The organism is Pseudomonas sp. V98_8 (genome assembly GCF_029967975.1).
Classification (GTDB): Bacteria; Pseudomonadota; Gammaproteobacteria; order Pseudomonadales; family Pseudomonadaceae; genus Aquipseudomonas; species Aquipseudomonas umsongensis.
Genome location: NZ_JASCAE010000031.1, coordinates 18,357 through 34,026 on the forward strand (window position 1 = coordinate 18,357; position 15,670 = coordinate 34,026).

At 58.0% G+C, this 15,670-nt stretch carries 17 protein-coding genes and 1 tRNA gene; 9 read left to right on the plus strand and 9 right to left on the minus strand.

Going from position 1 to position 15,670, the window contains the following annotated elements:
• Positions 1 to 100: 100 nt before the first annotated feature.
• From QLG10_RS08760 to QLG10_RS08785, 5 genes are all read right to left on the minus strand, one after another.
• Positions 101 to 796, minus strand: coding sequence for an HAD-IA family hydrolase (locus tag QLG10_RS08760; RefSeq protein WP_110749554.1), 696 nt, complete (start codon positions 794 to 796; stop codon positions 101 to 103).
• A 613-nt stretch (positions 797 to 1,409) separates the two neighbouring features.
• Positions 1,410 to 1,628, minus strand: coding sequence for a hypothetical protein (locus QLG10_RS08770; protein ID WP_033041340.1), 219 nt, complete (start codon positions 1,626 to 1,628; stop codon positions 1,410 to 1,412).
• A 106-nt stretch (positions 1,629 to 1,734) separates the two neighbouring features.
• Complete coding sequence (locus QLG10_RS08775; RefSeq protein ID WP_110749558.1) at positions 1,735 to 2,208, minus strand: glycine zipper domain-containing protein; 474 nt, start codon at positions 2,206 to 2,208, stop codon at positions 1,735 to 1,737.
• A 111-nt stretch (positions 2,209 to 2,319) separates the two neighbouring features.
• Positions 2,320 to 2,688 (minus strand): bacteriocin, encoded by a 369-nt coding sequence (locus QLG10_RS08780; protein WP_110749560.1) that lies wholly within the window; start codon positions 2,686 to 2,688, stop codon positions 2,320 to 2,322.
• Between the two features lie 306 nt (positions 2,689 to 2,994).
• Positions 2,995 to 3,183: a hypothetical protein gene (locus QLG10_RS08785; RefSeq protein ID WP_110749796.1), complete on the minus strand. Its 189-nt coding sequence runs from the start codon at positions 3,181 to 3,183 to the stop codon at positions 2,995 to 2,997.
• A gap of 256 nt (positions 3,184 to 3,439) precedes the next feature.
• Between QLG10_RS08785 and phaR the strand changes: the two genes are divergently transcribed.
• A complete protein-coding gene (phaR, locus tag QLG10_RS08790; protein ID WP_110749562.1) occupies positions 3,440 to 3,973 on the plus strand; it encodes a polyhydroxyalkanoate synthesis repressor PhaR in 534 nt (177 codons plus the stop codon).
• A 35-nt stretch (positions 3,974 to 4,008) separates the two neighbouring features.
• On the opposite strand, the gene phaP is transcribed toward phaR, so the two are convergent.
• Positions 4,009 to 4,566: a TIGR01841 family phasin gene (gene phaP / locus QLG10_RS08795; protein ID WP_110749563.1), complete on the minus strand. Its 558-nt coding sequence runs from the start codon at positions 4,564 to 4,566 to the stop codon at positions 4,009 to 4,011.
• Positions 4,567 to 4,817: 251 nt separating this feature from the next.
• Here phaP and QLG10_RS08800 point away from each other — a divergent pair, with 251 nt between their 5' ends.
• Positions 4,818 to 6,689 (plus strand): DUF3141 domain-containing protein, encoded by a 1,872-nt coding sequence (locus QLG10_RS08800; RefSeq protein WP_282486896.1) that lies wholly within the window; start codon positions 4,818 to 4,820, stop codon positions 6,687 to 6,689.
• A gap of 61 nt (positions 6,690 to 6,750) precedes the next feature.
• Here the strand turns inward: QLG10_RS08800 and QLG10_RS08805 are convergent, their stop codons facing one another.
• Positions 6,751 to 7,878 carry an AraC family transcriptional regulator gene (locus QLG10_RS08805; RefSeq protein WP_248678316.1) on the minus strand — a complete coding sequence of 376 codons (1,128 nt, stop codon included), beginning with the start codon at positions 7,876 to 7,878 and terminating at the stop codon, positions 6,751 to 6,753.
• A 272-nt stretch (positions 7,879 to 8,150) separates the two neighbouring features.
• Between QLG10_RS08805 and phbB the strand changes: the two genes are divergently transcribed.
• From phbB to QLG10_RS08825, 4 genes are all read left to right on the plus strand, one after another.
• Positions 8,151 to 8,897 (plus strand): acetoacetyl-CoA reductase, encoded by a 747-nt coding sequence (gene phbB, locus QLG10_RS08810; protein ID WP_110749569.1) that lies wholly within the window; start codon positions 8,151 to 8,153, stop codon positions 8,895 to 8,897.
• A gap of 64 nt (positions 8,898 to 8,961) precedes the next feature.
• Positions 8,962 to 10,140, plus strand: coding sequence for an acetyl-CoA C-acetyltransferase (locus QLG10_RS08815; RefSeq protein WP_188263798.1), 1,179 nt, complete (start codon positions 8,962 to 8,964; stop codon positions 10,138 to 10,140).
• Between the two features lie 154 nt (positions 10,141 to 10,294).
• Positions 10,295 to 11,998, plus strand: a complete 1,704-nt coding sequence (phaC, locus tag QLG10_RS08820) for a class I poly(R)-hydroxyalkanoic acid synthase (protein WP_282486968.1) — start codon at positions 10,295 to 10,297, stop codon at positions 11,996 to 11,998.
• 152 nt (positions 11,999 to 12,150) lie between these two features.
• Positions 12,151 to 12,417: a hypothetical protein gene (locus QLG10_RS08825; protein WP_033040196.1), complete on the plus strand. Its 267-nt coding sequence runs from the start codon at positions 12,151 to 12,153 to the stop codon at positions 12,415 to 12,417.
• Between the two features lie 79 nt (positions 12,418 to 12,496).
• Here QLG10_RS08825 and QLG10_RS08830 read toward each other — a convergent pair.
• Together QLG10_RS08830 and QLG10_RS08835 are read right to left on the minus strand one after the other, a co-directional pair.
• Positions 12,497 to 12,586: transfer RNA gene (locus tag QLG10_RS08830), tRNA-Ser, on the minus strand.
• Positions 12,587 to 12,707: 121 nt separating this feature from the next.
• Positions 12,708 to 12,830, minus strand: coding sequence for a hypothetical protein (locus tag QLG10_RS08835; RefSeq protein ID WP_282486904.1), 123 nt, complete (start codon positions 12,828 to 12,830; stop codon positions 12,708 to 12,710).
• Between the two features lie 64 nt (positions 12,831 to 12,894).
• Here QLG10_RS08835 and QLG10_RS08840 point away from each other — a divergent pair, with 64 nt between their 5' ends.
• The 3 genes from QLG10_RS08840 (at position 12,895) to QLG10_RS08850 (ending at position 15,628) form a co-directional block, all read left to right on the plus strand.
• A complete protein-coding gene (locus tag QLG10_RS08840) occupies positions 12,895 to 13,584 on the plus strand; it encodes a crotonase/enoyl-CoA hydratase family protein (protein ID WP_110749574.1) in 690 nt (229 codons plus the stop codon).
• 213 nt (positions 13,585 to 13,797) lie between these two features.
• The gene (locus QLG10_RS08845; protein ID WP_020796108.1) at positions 13,798 to 14,520 is read left to right on the plus strand and encodes a 1-acylglycerol-3-phosphate O-acyltransferase; all 723 of its coding nucleotides are present in this window, start codon (positions 13,798 to 13,800) and stop codon (positions 14,518 to 14,520) included.
• A 136-nt stretch (positions 14,521 to 14,656) separates the two neighbouring features.
• The gene (locus tag QLG10_RS08850; RefSeq protein WP_110749578.1) at positions 14,657 to 15,628 is read left to right on the plus strand and encodes a magnesium and cobalt transport protein CorA; all 972 of its coding nucleotides are present in this window, start codon (positions 14,657 to 14,659) and stop codon (positions 15,626 to 15,628) included.
• The last annotated feature ends 42 nt before the right edge of the window (positions 15,629 to 15,670 follow it).

A 15,670-nucleotide genomic window follows, 5' to 3' on the forward strand; every position in this document is an offset into this window, starting at 1 on the left:
GCATGCTCGCGATGGTCGTCAACGATGACGAGGGAACCCTGACACCCAGCGGCGCTCTCAGGCTCATCGCGAGCATGCTCGCTCCTACAAGTTTTGATCATCAGGCCCAATCGAGCGCTGGCAAACCACAGGCACTGGGCTTGAAGGCTTTCAGCGAACGAAGAATGCCATCGGCGTGTGCGTATTTTTCGTCGGCCATCGCCGCATCCGGAATCGCAATCGCCGTCATCCCCGCCGCCTTGGCCGCCGTGACACCGAACGGCGAATCCTCGAACACCAGGCAATCGCGCGGGTCGACACCCAGGCGCCGCGCGGCCGTCAGGAAGATATCCGGCGCCGGTTTGGCCGCGCCTACCTCTGGATCATCGGCCGTGACGATGAAGTCGAACAAGGCGAACCAGTCGCGATGCAAGGTGGTTTTCTGGCCGAACGACTGGCTTGAGGAGCTGGTTCCCACCGCAATGGGAATGTTGTGCGCCTTCAAGTGCCGAACCAGCTCTTCTGCTCCCGGCATCGCCTGCGCCGCAGGAAAACGCTCGCGCATCAGCGGCTCGCGAATCACCAGGAACTCTTCGGCGCTGATGGGCAAGTCCAGCGCCTGCACCACATAACTCGCCAGGTCACCTGCGCCACGGCCGATGATGTTCTGCTTGACGCTCCAGTCGAACGTTCGGCCATAGCGCGCGGCAATCGTGGCCGTGACTTCGGTGTAAATCCCCTCGGTGTCCAGCAACAAGCCGTCCATATCGAAAATCACGGCCTTGATGGGGCCGAACTCCTTGAGCGGTAAATTCATCGCATCTGATCCGTTTTCATGACATCCCAGGCGGCTCAGGTACGGCCGTTCCGCGACAGATTAAAGGTTTCAGCAGCATAACGAGCCGCCGTGGCCAAGAGCAACGGGCGCATGACGCAAAAAGCCCGGCAAATCGCCGGGCCCGGACAGCGTTACGCGCTGTTGATTTATGCCAGGCTAACCGCCCGCCTTGCCTGTCCCACTACTTTTGGCAGCACTATCTGATCCTCCAGACCCATTGCCAGAAGCGCTCCCCGTCGAACTGCCACCGCTGGTCGACCCGCTTCCCGTCTCCGGGCGGGTGGTGCTCCCGTTGGCATCGCCTGCATTGCCATTCCTGATGGCGCCAGGCGGTAATGCGTTCTCCGTTCCAGAGCCTGCATTCATTTCAGTAGACGGCGGCATACCGCCCTTATCGACGGGCGCGTCGTTACCTGAGGATTGTGAAAATGCTACGCCTGAACCGATCGATAACAGACTAGCCACTGCCAGGGCCAACACGCTTGACCTGATCATGGACGTCTCCTTTTACCCGTTGCATACCTTGAGTCTGGCAGCAGTGCATCGGCAGGGTTGCCACTCATTCGACAGGCGGTCTCGCGCCAGAGGTCGGTCAGCTCGGCTCGCCGGATGCGTCCTCACCAGCGATGTCCGGATCGTCCGGATCGACTTCGACATCAGAATCCGTGCGCTTGAGGTCATCGTTGGGGACCTGTTCGACACCGGGCTCGTCATCGGGAGGCCGCTGATCGCGACTCAGGGAATCGGTAGGTGAAGGCAGGGGGTATTCGGGGGTTTCGTCGATGTCGGCGACTTTCGGATCTGCGTTCATGGAGCACCTCGCAACGGACCTGAAAGGCAGGCCCTGACCGTTGGAGGCAGCGTCGATCGTCAGGTTCGATCAGGGAGACCATCGGTTATGTTGCCGATCGAATCCGTCAGTGATGTTTGTTCTTGTGTTTGTGCTTATGCTTGTGACCGTTGCCGGAATGGGAGTGGGAATCGCCATCGTCGCTTCCCAGATTGTTACCGACCGCACCACCGGCTGCACCACCCAGGCCGGCGCCAATGGTCGATCCGGTTCTGCCGCCCAGGCTGTTGCCGATCACCGAACCGCCGGCGGAACCCAATCCACCGCCTACCGCCGCTTCGGTGCGACTGCCCTTGGGTGCGCCGATCGCGCTACCAGCGGCGCCACCGACACCGGCACCGATTGCAGCACCCGTGCTGCCACCCATTTGACCGCCTACCACGTTGCCCAATGCACCACCAATACCACCGCCCACGGCTGCGGTACCATCGCCTGCAGCCATTACGAACGGTGTAAACAACAATCCAAAAACAATCGCCGGTAACGTCAAGCGTCGAGTACTCGGGTACTGCACTTCATTACCTTGGGTTTTCGGGGTCATGGCACGCCTCTTATTTATCGGGGGTATGTGTATACGAGCCTTTAATTCCATAAACGTTCAAAAACGCAAAAGCCCGGCATCAAGCCGGGCTTTTGTTGACTACCCTACGGATCAATGACGCTTGTGGCCGTGGGCCAGGTTGCTGCCTACGCCGCCGCCCAAGGCGCCGCCCAGGCCTGCGCCGATCGTCGAGCCGGTCCTGCCACCCAGGCTGTTACCGATGATCGAACCGCCGGCAGCGCCCACGCCACCACCGATGGCCGCGCTGGTGCGGCGGCCTTTCTTGGCGGCAACCGCACTGCCCGCAGCGCCCGCGACACCAGCACCGATCGCGGCACCGGTGCTTCCACCCATGCTTTGGCCCACAACGTTGCCCAGAGCACCACCGAGGCCGCCACCAATGGCGGCAGTACCGTCACCGGCGATTGCGCCTTGAGCAACCAGAAGACCCAGAACCAGAGCAGGCAAAGTGAAACGCATGACAAAAACCTCAAAAAAGGGATGAAATTCAAAAGGGTCGAGATTGAATGCTTTAGAGGGAACAAAGTCCAGACATGCGCGCGCTCAACCTCGTTGTAGGCGACGGTTGGACAGCAATTTTGGAAAAGGTTTTATCGCAGGCAAAAAAAAGCCCGCTGGGGAACGGGCAGGGTGTTGCTTCTAACGGATGAGTTGAGCCTACGTACGGCGTTGTGAAAAGTTTGTGAAAAATTCCCGGCTTAAATATTCGTTCACATTTCAAGCACAAAAAACCCCGTTCGATGACGGGGTTCGCTCGCGGGTCATTTACTTACTGGCCGGTTCTGTAAGCTTGGGCAGGAATTTTCCCTTCAGTGCTCGGCAAGCCTTGGTCTTGATCTTGAGGACCTTGGCCTGATCTTCGCCAAAGCTGGCTACATACTCAGTCTGGCCGCATTGAACGTAATTGTTGATCGGATATTCTGCGCCGTCGTCTTCGATATACGGTTCAGTCATCGCTTCACCCCTCTCAAAATATGCGATCGACACCGGCAAGCCCTTTGCCCGAAAAATATCGATCACCAAGGATTTTGAGACTAGCCGGTCATTAACGGACTTGTGGTTCAGACAACCGAATGCCCGACGAATGGGCGAAGCCTGTCAGAGCAGTTTGACCTACACCGCGGTGTGATTGTGAGGCAACACATAAGAGTGGCACTGCCCAGAGTAGGATAAGATGCCAGCAAACCAGGCTCGCCGTGAGTAGCCCCGCATGACAGAAAACAGTCGGAACACCACCCGCCTGATCAAGAAGTACCCGAATCGCCGTCTGTATGACACGCACACCAGCAGTCATTTGACCCTTGCGGATATTCGCCAGTTGGTGGTCGATAGAATCCCGTTCGAGGTGGTCGACGCCAAGACTGGCGAGAACCTGACCCGGAGTATTTTGCTGCAGGTCATTCTGGAAGCCGAAAGTGGCGGCCAGCCAATATTTTCCAGCGAGATGCTGATGGGGATCATCCAGTTCTACGGGCCCTACCAGAGCGTCCTCGGCAGCTATCTGGATAAAAGCATCCAGACGGTCATCGACATCCAGTCCCAGACCGGCGCTCAATCCTCCGAAACCTGGAGCGCGTTCATGCACCAGCAGGCTCCGGTGATGCAGGATTTGATGCGCCAGTATGTCGACCAGTCAAAAGCGCTCTACATGAATACCCAGAACCTGTTCGGAATGTTCGGCGCGGTGCCACCCGGCAAGCCAGGTGCCGATGGCGGGCCGAAAAAAAATGGCGATGGGGAGTAAACCCCATCGCCATCCTGTAACCAGCCTGGTCAGGCTTACTTGCTATCAGCCTTGCCACCAGCTGCGGTTTTTCCAACTGCAGCGGTCGCTGCGTCAAAATTGCTCTGGGCAACGTCAGCAGCCTGTTTTACAGCTTTCTGTGCACTTTCAAAAACGGCACCGGCATTGGCCAGCGACGATTTGAACCCGGACACCACCGGCTCGGAGCCAGCCGGTGCATTCTTGCTGATCACTTCAACGAACTCTTGCACCTGCTGGGTGCCCGCCTCGAACTGACGCGAGGTCAGCTTGGCGATTTCCGAGTGAGTATCGACAATCAACGCTTGCACTTGGCGATTGAAATCGACAAGACGTTCGACTTGCACATTTGGCTGGGTGAAAGAAGCCTGCAGCTCAGCGAATCCTTGGGGATCACGAACCGAAAGCAGCTTGCGAAGGCCGTCGAACTGCTCCTCGGTGGAAGCCTGCAGGGTCTTGAACTGCAACTGGCTCAGCTGCTCGACACTGGAAAAGATTTTGCCGCTGATTTGCTGCAGCAGGTCGAGGTTGGCTTTCTGAGCGTCTTGCAATTTTTCCGAGTTGAAAAAAGACATGCTTGAATCTCCTGGTTTGAAGGCCGACTCGGGCCTGAGGACGCGATAGCGATCCTGCCGGTCATCGCGTTAGGGTTTATATTGCAGTGCACAATTTCTTTTGGCAACGATTTTTGTGCACCGCACAAAAGACTTTCCCCTCCTCCCCATAATCGCTATAGACTCCTGTTAAAGAACGGACAGCCAAAGCCTTCGCTTTGTCAATGAGCCGCAGACGCGTGCTCAACATGCATAATCCTCGGGAGATCACCATGGACCAGGAAGACACTAGTGCATCGCAACAGGAAAAACCCGCCTCACAACGCGGCCTGTGGGAACACCTGAGTCATCTGCAGCGCCTCAATGCGCTGAACGTCCTCGAGGCTGTGCGCCAACGCCAGAAAAAAACCCTCACGCCCCTGAAACGCGGCCAACTCAGACAACCTACTCCCGCTCAATGGCAGGAATATGTCATCGACTTCGGCCAACGCTGCCTGCTGTTCTGGGACACCCTGCGCCAGCGCGGCGACAACAGGCTGGCCCATGAACGCGCCGGGTATCCACTGCTGCTCAAGTTCGATCATGAAACCTTGATCGCTGGCCCTGATCTTGCGCGCCCGGTCAATTTTTCACTGTTGCGGATCCTCCCCGGCACCGAGCAAGAAATCGACAGTAACAGCCAGCCGGTGATCATCATTGACCCGCGCGGCGGACATGGTTCGGGAATCGGTGGTTTCAAGCAGGATTCGATCATAGGTGAGAGCCTCAGGGCCGGGCACCCCACCTACTTCATCTCTTTCAGTCACTCGCCACAGCCTGGGCAAACCCTGGACGATATCGTCCAGGCCCAGGCCCGGTTCATCGAAGCCGTCAGCGCCCTGCACCCAGCCAACGACAAGCCGATCATCATCGGTAACTGTCAGGCAGGCTGGGCCTTGATGGGACTGGCAGCCTCACGACCGGAACTCCCGGGACTGATCATTATCAACGGCGCCCCCTTGTCTTACTGGGCCGGCGTCAATGGACGCAATCCCATGCGCTATTCCGGCGGCCTGCTGGGTGGCGGCTGGATGGCTCGCCTTGGCAGCGACTTGGGCAATGGCCGATTTGACGGTACCTGGCTGGTCAGCAACTTCGAAAACCTGGACCCGGCCAACACCTATTGGGGCAAGTACTACCAGTTGTTCAGCCAGGTCGACAGCGAGGCTGAGCGCTTCCTCGACTTCGAACGCTGGTGGGGCAGCCCGACCCTGCTCAATGGCGAAGAGATCGAGATGATTGTCGATGATCTGTTCATCGGCAACCAATTGTCGGGCGGTCCCGACCGCAAGAGCAACGGTATCGACCTGAAACAGATCGAAGTGCCGGTGGTGGTGTTCTGTTCCTTCGGCGACAACATCACCCCTCCCCAGCAGGCATTGAACTGGATCGCCGATATCTATTCCAGCGATCTCGCCTTGCAGGAGGCAGGCCGCACTATCGTCTACCTGCGGCACGCCAGCATCGGCCATTTGGGGATCTTTGTTTCCGGCCAGGTCGCGCGACGCGAACACCGGGGGTTGCTCGGCGCGGTCGAAACCATCAATGCGCTGCCGCCGGGGCTGCATGAAATGCTGATTGACGATCTGCCGGCCCCTTCAGGCAGCAGTGACGTGCAATACCGAGTGCGCTTCGAACCCAGGCGAATTGCCGATATCCACGATGACGACGAGCCAGCCCGTGACGACGATCGCGAATTCTCGTCGGTAGTGCGCACCTCTGAAATCAATAACGCGTTTTACGACGGATCAATACGTCCGTGGCTGCGTCAAGTCGTCAACGAGCCCATGGCCGAATGGATGCGCAGGACACACCCCTTCCATCAGCAGCAGTTGTTTTGGAGTAGCTTGAATCCAGCGCTGTGGTGGTTACCCGGGACAATTTCCGCGGTCAATCGTAATCGTCGCCCCGTACACGAGGACAACCCGCTGCTGGCCTGGCAGGAACTGTTCTCCAACCAGATGCAAGACACCCTGAATGCGTACCGCGATGTGCGTGACGCTACTCAGGAGATCTGCTTTTACGGTATTTACGGCGCACTGGGCGCCTTCGCCGGCGCCCAGCCTGCGAGAAATCTCCAGGCACCTGAGTCGATCGCCCGATGAATCGGTTGTCATCCTGGAGGCCCTCGTGGAGCCCCATCTCTCAATGTGCCTTCACAGGAGATTAGCGGTGCATCCGTTCGACGTAATCTTTGGCGAAGCCTGGAATCTTGTGATCCCCGCTCCGACCTATAGCACTCATGGGTAGGACCGGCACGATGTCCTTGAGCACAGGCAACGACTCATGGGTTCGATATTGGCCGGGGGTCATACCGAACCAACGGGTGCACGCCTTGTGGAAGCTGCTGTGATCATGAAAGCCGAGCAGGTGGGTGACATGCTTCAGGTTGAAATGAGAGTGGCGCAAGTAGAATTCGGCCATCTGCCGGCGCACATCGCTCAGGACATCCTTGAATTGCGTGCCATCCTTCTCAAGACCCCGTTGAAGTGTGCGCTTGCTGATGTTCAGCGCTGCTGCAATCGACTCCATATCACACTGCCCCTGGCCTTGCCCCTGGCTCAAGCGCTCGGTCAAAAGGCGACGAATCCTGCCAACGATCGAGTAACCGGACAACAGGTCCAATTGAGCTTCGGCAAAACTGTCATGCAGCGTGGCCAACGCCTCGTTGGCCATGCTCAATGGCGTCAGGAGCTCCTGGCCATCGAACAGGATGCTGTCATAGGCCGCCCCGAAACTCAGCGGGCAGCCAAAAAGTCGCTGATGCTGCGACGTGTCTTCCGGCTCGGGATAGGAGAACTCCACACTCATGGGTTGCGGTGACTTGCCACCTGCCAGCCAACGGCAGAAACCCAGCAGCGACGCCAAGGCAGCATCCGTGTATTGCCGGGGTTTGACCGAGCCATCTTGCTGATGATCGAGACTGGCCAATCGGTAATGCTGCTCCTCCTGTACAAGGAAAAGGCTGAATCCGGTTCCGATCAACGGGCTGAAACGGACCAGGCGTTCCAGCGCCCTTTTCAGGTTCGAACTGGACATCATCGTGTAACCCACGATCTGGAAACTGCTGGGATGGCATTCCCCGTAGGCTTTCAGACCGATATTCGGATCGTTCGATGCCTCGGCCGCCAGATCCCAGAGACGATAGATAACGTTTCGCTCGCAGAATGCTCCTGGTTTATTCACGAACCCGACATCCAGCCCCGCCTCCTCGCACAAAGCGGCCAGGTCGAGACCCTGGGCAAAAAACGTATTCGCCAGCACGCTGGCATAACCTGAACTTATCCTGTACATGGCGTCCTCAATGACCAGTGGAACCGAACGTCCTGTCCGGAGCCGATGCTGACACGTGTAGAACATATTTCAACTCTGTTGCAGAAATATTAACTATCCATTCAGTTCTAAGTATTGATCCAAGTATAGGTACTCCGCGCTTTTTGCCATCCCCTCACTCCCAGGGTGGCACCGAAGGACAGGAGAACGTCACCTTCAAACACTTCCCCCACAGCCCGTCGATAACCAACAATCACCACCTCCTGCAGCGCAAAAAAAAACGGAGTAGATGTATGGAATCGCGTAGTCGTATTGCTTTGGTAACGGGTGGTATGGGCGGTATCGGTACAGCAATCAGCCAACGTCTATACAAGGAAGGATTCAAGGTAATCGTCGGCTGCAGTTCTGACTCCAGCCGCAAGGACGCCTGGGCTGCCAGCCAGCGTGAGGCAGGTTACGAGTTCGAGTTCATCTATGGCGACGTCACCGACTGGGAGTCGACCCGCAAGGCTTTCGAGATGGCTCGTGAACAATTCGGGCAGATCGATGTGCTGGTCAACAACGCCGGCATCACCCGCGATGCGTCCTTTCGCAAGCTCACTCCAGAAGACTGGAACAGCGTGATCGGGACCAACCTGACAGGCTTGTTCAACACCACCAAGCAGGTCATTGAGGGCATGCTCTCCAAAGGTTGGGGGCGGATCATCAATATCTCCTCGATCAACGGTCAGCGTGGCCAGTTCGGCCAGACCAACTACTCCGCCGCCAAGGCTGGCATCCATGGTTTCACCATGGCACTGGCCCGGGAAGTCTCCGGCAAGGGCGTGACCGTCAACACCGTATCCCCAGGCTACATCCAGACCTCCATGACCGCAGCCATTCGCCCGGACATTCTCGAAGGCATGATCTCGGGAATCCCGGTAGGTCGCCTTGGCCTGCCGGAAGAGATCGCCTCGATCGTGGCCTGGCTGGCATCCGATGAATCCGCCTACAGCACCGGTGCCGACTTCTCGGTAAACGGCGGCATGAACATGCAGTAACCCTGACCCGGGCCTGAATGCCCTGGTTTGCTCGTCGAATTTTGTCTTTTCCATGAGGTCATGCATGAACGAAGTCGTAATCGTTGCCGCTACTCGTACCGCCATTGGCAGTTTCCAGGGTGCCTTGTCTGCAATTCCCGCGACCGAACTGGGTGCAGCAGTGATTCGCCGCCTGCTGGAGCAGACGGGTGTCGAAGCTGCGCACATTGATGAAGTGATCCTCGGCCAGGTGCTCACCGCCGGCGCCGGGCAAAACCCGGCACGCCAGACCGCGATCAAGGCTGGCTTGCCTCACACCACGCCTGCCCTGACCTTGAACAAGGTCTGCGGCTCCGGCCTCAAGGCGGTCCACCTCGCCGTCCAGGCCATCCGTTGCGGCGACGCGGAACTGATCATCGCTGGCGGTCAGGAAAACATGAGCCTGGCCCCCTATGTCCTACCCAAGGCACGCACCGGCCTGCGCATGGGCCATGCACAACTGCAAGACAGCATGATCCAAGATGGCCTGTGGGATGCATTCAACGACTACCACATGGGCATCACCGCCGAGAACCTGGCGCAGAAGTACGAAATCTCCCGTGAAGCACAGGATGCCTTCGCTGCCGCCTCGCAACAGAAGGCCGCCGCCGCCATTGAGGGCGGGCGTTTCCAGAGCGAAATCACACCGATCCTGATCCCTCAGCGCAAGGGCGAACCGCTGACCTTCGACACCGACGAACAGCCGCGTGTCGACAGCACGGCGCAAGCCTTGGCCAAACTCAAACCGGCCTTCCAGAACGACGGCAGCGTAACCGCTGGCAACGCCTCGACCCTCAACGACGGTGCGGCCGTTCTGTTGCTGGCCAGCGCCGCCAAAGCCCAGGCGCTGGGCCTTCCAGTACTGGCCAAAATCAAGGCCTATGCCAGCGCCGGCGTGGACCCGTCGATCATGGGCATAGGGCCGGTCCCGGCCACACGCCTGACCCTGCAAAAGGCCGGCTGGAGCGTCGAGGACCTGGACCTGATCGAAGCCAACGAAGCCTTCGCCGCCCAGGCGCTGGCGGTTGGCAAAGAGATGGGCTGGGACACCAGCAAAGTCAACGTCAATGGCGGCGCGATCGCCCTTGGCCATCCGATCGGCGCGTCGGGCGCACGGATCCTGGTGTCGCTGGTGCACGAACTGATCCGTCGCGATGGCAAGAAAGGGTTGGCCACCTTGTGCATCGGTGGCGGACAAGGCGTCGGCCTGGCTATCGAACGCTAACCAACGGCATACGAATAGCCAATGCGCGGACGCGGGCTCCTTGCTCCGCGCATCAGGCTGGCCTCGGACAACGTTGCCCGCCTCCCTTGCCGTCGCTACGCCGCAATCCGGTATAGCGCGGCTTTTTTCTGCCCGGCACATCGGTATGAATTTTATGGACAACAACGCGCATACATTCAAAACCTTCTGGTCAGGACAGGTTCCGTTCATCGCCTCTTTTGCAGTGCAACAATTGCGCCTATGGGTGAGCACCAATCCCTGGTTTTCCGGGCATGACCACGACACCTGGTTCGACCTGCCACGCGAGACCCTGGACAGCCTCCAAGCGGACTATCAGGTTGAATGGGCGCAACTCGGCCAGAAACTGCTGACCGGCCAGCCCTTCAGCTTCGATGATCGACGCTTCACCAGTGGCAACTGGAGCGCCCCCCTGTTCGGCTCCCTTGCTGCCTTTTACCTGCTCAACTCCAGCTTCCTGCTGAAACTGCTCGACAAGCTGCGAATCGACGAAAAGAAAGCACGCCAACGCCTGCGCTATCTGGTGGAACAAGCCATTGCCGCCAGTGCACCGAGCAATTTCCTGGTCAGTAACCCTGATGCGTTGCAGCGTGCGGTCGAGACCCAAGGCGCCAGCCTGATCACAGGGATGCAGCACCTGGCCAGCGATATGAACGAAGGCAAAATGCGCCAGTGCGACAGCGGCGCCTTCAAGGTGGGAGTCGACCTGGCCAATACCCCCGGCGAAGTCGTCTTCGAGAATCGCATCTTCCAACTCATCCAGTACTACCCGCAAAGCGAAACCCAGTACCAACAGCCGGTGCTAGTCGTACCTCCATCGATCAACAAGTACTACATCCTTGATCTGCGCCCCGACAACTCGATGGTCCGCCACCTGCTGGAAAAGGGACATCCCGTATTCCTGGTCTCCTGGCGCAACTTTGACCAGGAACACGCCGGTACCACCTGGGATGACCTGATCGAGCACGGGGTGATAAACGCCGTGAAAGTGACCCGCGAGATCAGTGGCCAACAGCGCCTCAATTGCGTGGGTTTCTGCATTGGCGGCACCCTGTTGAGCACGGCGCTGGCCGTATTGGCTGCACGTGGCGACCGCGAGATCGCCAGCCTGAGCCTGTTCGCCACGTTCCTCGATTACCTGGATACCGGCCCCATCGACATCTTCGTCGATGAAGAACTGGTGGCCTACCGCGAGCGCACCATTGGCGGTGTCAACGGCCCTATCGGACTGTTCCGTGGCGAGGACATGGGCAATACCTTTTCCCTGCTGCGCCCCAACGAACTGTGGTGGAACTACAACGTCGACAAATACCTCAAGGGGCAAAAGCCGATTCCACTGGACCTGCTGTTCTGGAACAACGACAGCACCAACCTTCCCGGGCCGATGTACTGCTGGTACCTGCGCCACACCTACCTGCAGAACGACTTGAAGTCAGGCGAGCTGGAGTGCTGCGGGACCCGGCTGGATTTTCGTGCAATCGACGCTCCCGCCTACATCCTCGCTACCCATGACGATCACATCGTGCCGTGGAAGAGTGCCTACGCCAGCACCCACCTGCTCTCCGGGCCCAAGCGTTTCGTACTGGGTGCTTCCGGGCACATCGCCGGCGTCGTCAATCCGCCGGCCAAGCAGAAGCGTCATTACTGGACCAACAATAGGGTGACTAAAAACCCCGAGACCTGGTTCAAGAATGCCGAGCAGCAACAAGGTAGCTGGTGGAATGACTGGTTCAACTGGCTGGCGGGGCACTCAGGCGAGCGTCAACCCGCGGTTGCGCACATCGGCAATGACCAATACCCGCCTCTGGAGCCGGCGCCAGGAAGCTTTGTAAAGCAATGAAAGACTGCTGTGGAGTGCTGCGCAGCGCAACACTGCCTGCAACACAGCAGATTGATCGCACAGACGAATCAAATCACGCAAACGCAATAGATAGCCGCCGGTAAGCCCAACCGGCGGCACTTCATTTGTTTGGGTACAAGGAGAGAGGCTCCATGAGCACCCCGTTCCGCATCAACGAAGCACTCTTGATTGCAGGTCGAGCATTCGAACCCTTTCAATGCGTCGCCTGGGCTCCGCAAGACGGTAATGGCGACCTGAGCCTGACCGTCATCGACCGGGCCGCCACTCGAATTTGTCGCAAACAGATTCCAAGCAGCACCTATTCCGACCCGGCGCAGCTGGAAAGCCTGCTGCAAGAAGTGCGCGCCGAGTTGAGCCAGGGGGGCTACACGCTGCAGTCCTGGGCGATGCCAGGGTAAGCATTGTCGCGGGCTGGGATCTTTTCAGAAACGCAGAAACGAAAAAGCCCTGAATAATCAGGGCTTTTTCGTATAAATGTGGCGGTGAAGGAGAGATTCGAACTCTCGATACAGTTTCCTGTATACACACTTTCCAGGCGTGCTCCTTAAGCCACTCGGACACTTCACCGTATCTCTTCAAACAAGTTCTGTCTGTCGAGGCGCGCTAATGTAGTCGAAAGCTTTTCTGATGGCAAACATTTTTTTCAGAATTTTCATGCGCTTAACTCGCATAGCTGTTTCTGGTTGCCCTAGGTAATGGCAAACCGGCCAATCTCCGGCTTGGCATGCCTCTCTATATAGCCGGCGATCCGCGGCTGGCGTGCCGGGTGACGCTCGCCGACGGCGTAAAGCGTGACCGGCGAGTCAGTCACGGCGCTTTACCTGGCGGGTGTCGGTGAGTAACGTCTGCCCTACTTTACTGAAAGGATTAGCGTCATGAGTGAGTTGATTTCCTACCACCTCGAAGACGGTATCGCGACCCTGACCTTGAGTAACGGCAAGGTCAATGCCATCTCTCCGGACGTGATCGCAGCGTTCAACGCTGCGCTGGATCAGGCAGTGACTGATCGCGCGGTGGTGATCATTACCGGTCAGCCAGGGATTCTCTCGGGCGGTTACGATTTGAAGGTGATGACGTCTGGCCCTAAAGAAGCCGTGGCGCTGGTGACTGCCGGCTCGACGCTCGCCCGTCGCCTGTTGTCACACCCTTTCCCGGTGATTGTGGCTTGCCCTGGGCATGCCGTGGCCAAGGGCGCGTTTCTACTGCTGTCCGCCGACTATCGCATCGGTGTCGACGGTCCGTTCAGCATTGGCCTGAATGAAGTACAGATCGGCATGACCATGCACCACGCGGGTATCGAACTGGCCCGTGATCGCCTGCGCAAATCGGCGTTCCACCGTTCGGTGATCAACGCTGAGATGTTCAATCCGCAGTCTGCGGTGGATGCCGGTTTCCTTGACGTGGTGGTGTCGGCCGAGGAGCTGCAAGGTGCAGCACTGACAGCGGCTCGACAGTTGAAGAAGATCAACATGACCGCGCACAAGAACACCAAGCTCAAAGTACGCAAGGCACTGCTGGAAACTCTGGACAACGCAATCATGCTGGATCAGGAGCATATGGGTTAAGCCCTGACAGGTAGCAACGAAAAGCCCGACCGTCGTGTCGGGCTTTTCGTACGCGCCACGTTGAAAAGCCTGCGACCGCTCTAGAGCGCGTCTGACCCATCAGTCGGAAACATGCGCTCAAACATCGCCTATCTCCCGCCTCTATAGTGGCAATTGCCGAAAACAGTGCACATCCGTACACTGCGCCACCTTTTGTCCCGGTGGGGCCTGCAAATGCTGTTCGCTTTACGTATGTCTTTGATGGGCCTGCACTTTATTGTGGCGGGCGTGCTGGGCGTCGTGCTTGGCCTGTGTCGCCCGTTCAATCCGGACAACAGTCGCCTGTGCGCGCGCCTCTATGCTTGGCCAGCCATGTGCATACTGCGACTGCGGGTAAAAGCCGACGTCGGGCCGTTGATGGACAAACCCGACAGTTGCGTGATCATTGCCAACCACCAGTCCAACTATGATTTGTTCGTGTTTGGTAATGTGGTGCCCCGCCGTACGGTATGCATCGGTAAAAAGAGCCTGAAATGGGTGCCCTTGTTCGGGCAGTTGTTCTGGCTGGCCGGCAATGTACTGATCGACCGTGGCAATGCGCAGAAGGCGCGTCAGTCGATGTTGACCACCACCCATACCCTGCAAAACGAAGACACTTCGATCTGGGTTTTCCCGGAAGGCACGCGCAACCTGGGCGAAGAGCTGTTGCCGTTCAAAAAAGGCGCCTTTCAGATGGCCATCGCAGCCGGGGTGCCCATCGTACCGGTGTGCGTCAGCAGTTACGTCAAGCACATGCGATTGAACCGCTGGCGCAGTGGGAAAATTCTGATCCGTTCCTTGCCGGCCATTCCGACCGCGGGATTGAGCCTGGATGACATGCCCATGCTGATGGCCCAGTGTCGCGAGCAGATGCGCGAATGCATCGATTCGATGGATCGGCAATTGCAAGCCGCTTGAATGCAGTCTGACCGTCGACAAATTCATCGCCTGAGCGGGCGCCATCGCCGGCAAGCCGGCTCCTACAAGATTTCACTGACTCTCGATAGCAGACAAGGCTAAGCTGAACGCTGCCAAGAAGAAGTGAATCAACATCATGGGTAGAGTTGTTGCTGCTGCGGTTTACAGCGCTGGTAAAAAAGTCACCAACATCACCCTCGACGAAGGCGCAGCCTGGGCTGCGAAGCCAGGCCACTTTGTCTGGATCGGCCTTGAAGAGCCGAACGCCGAGGAACTTTACAACCTGCAACGCCAGTTCAACCTGCATGAACTGGCCATTGAAGACGCCCTGGAAAAACACAGCCGTCCGAAGCTGGAAACCTTTGGCGATGCGCTGTTCATTGTCACGTATTCGCCCATCATGGAAGAAGGCAAGCTCAAGTTCATCGAGACCCATATTTTTGCCGGCAATGGTTACATCATCACCGCGCGCAACGGCCATTCGGCGTCCTACGCGTATGTCCGCCAGCGTTGTGAGGCGCGCCCGTTGTTGCTGGAGCATGGGGAGGACTTCGTTCTCTATGCCATCCTCGATTTCGTCATTGAAAATTATCAGCCGATGGGCGAAGCCATTCATGCTCAAATCGATGAGCTGGAACGCAACGTCATGTGCGGCTCCCTGAACGAGCACGACATTCAAAAACTCCACAGCCTACGCCGCGATGTATTGCGCTTGCGTCGGTTCGCGGCGCCGATGGTGGAAATTGGCGAGGAACTGCAAAAGCTGAGCTTTCCCTTCATCGACAAGAACATGCGCCCGTATTTTCGCGACGTGCAGATTCATGTGACGCGGCAGATGGAGGACCTGACGACCCTGGCGGACATTGCCAGCCAGACCATTGAGGTCGGGGTGTTGCTGGAAGCCTCACGCCAGAGCGTGGTGCAGCGCAAGTTTGCCGCGTGGGCGGCGATCCTGGCGTTCCCGACGGCGGTGGCGGGCATTTACGGGATGAACTTCCAGAACATTCCGGAGTTGTCCTGGCATTACGGGTACTTCGGGGTTCTGGCGTTTATCACGGTGGGGTGTGTGGGGTTGTGGGCGAGCTTCAAAAGGTCGGGGTGGTTGTAATCGAGACCGATGTGTCTGGGATATTCGCGAGCAGGCTCGCTC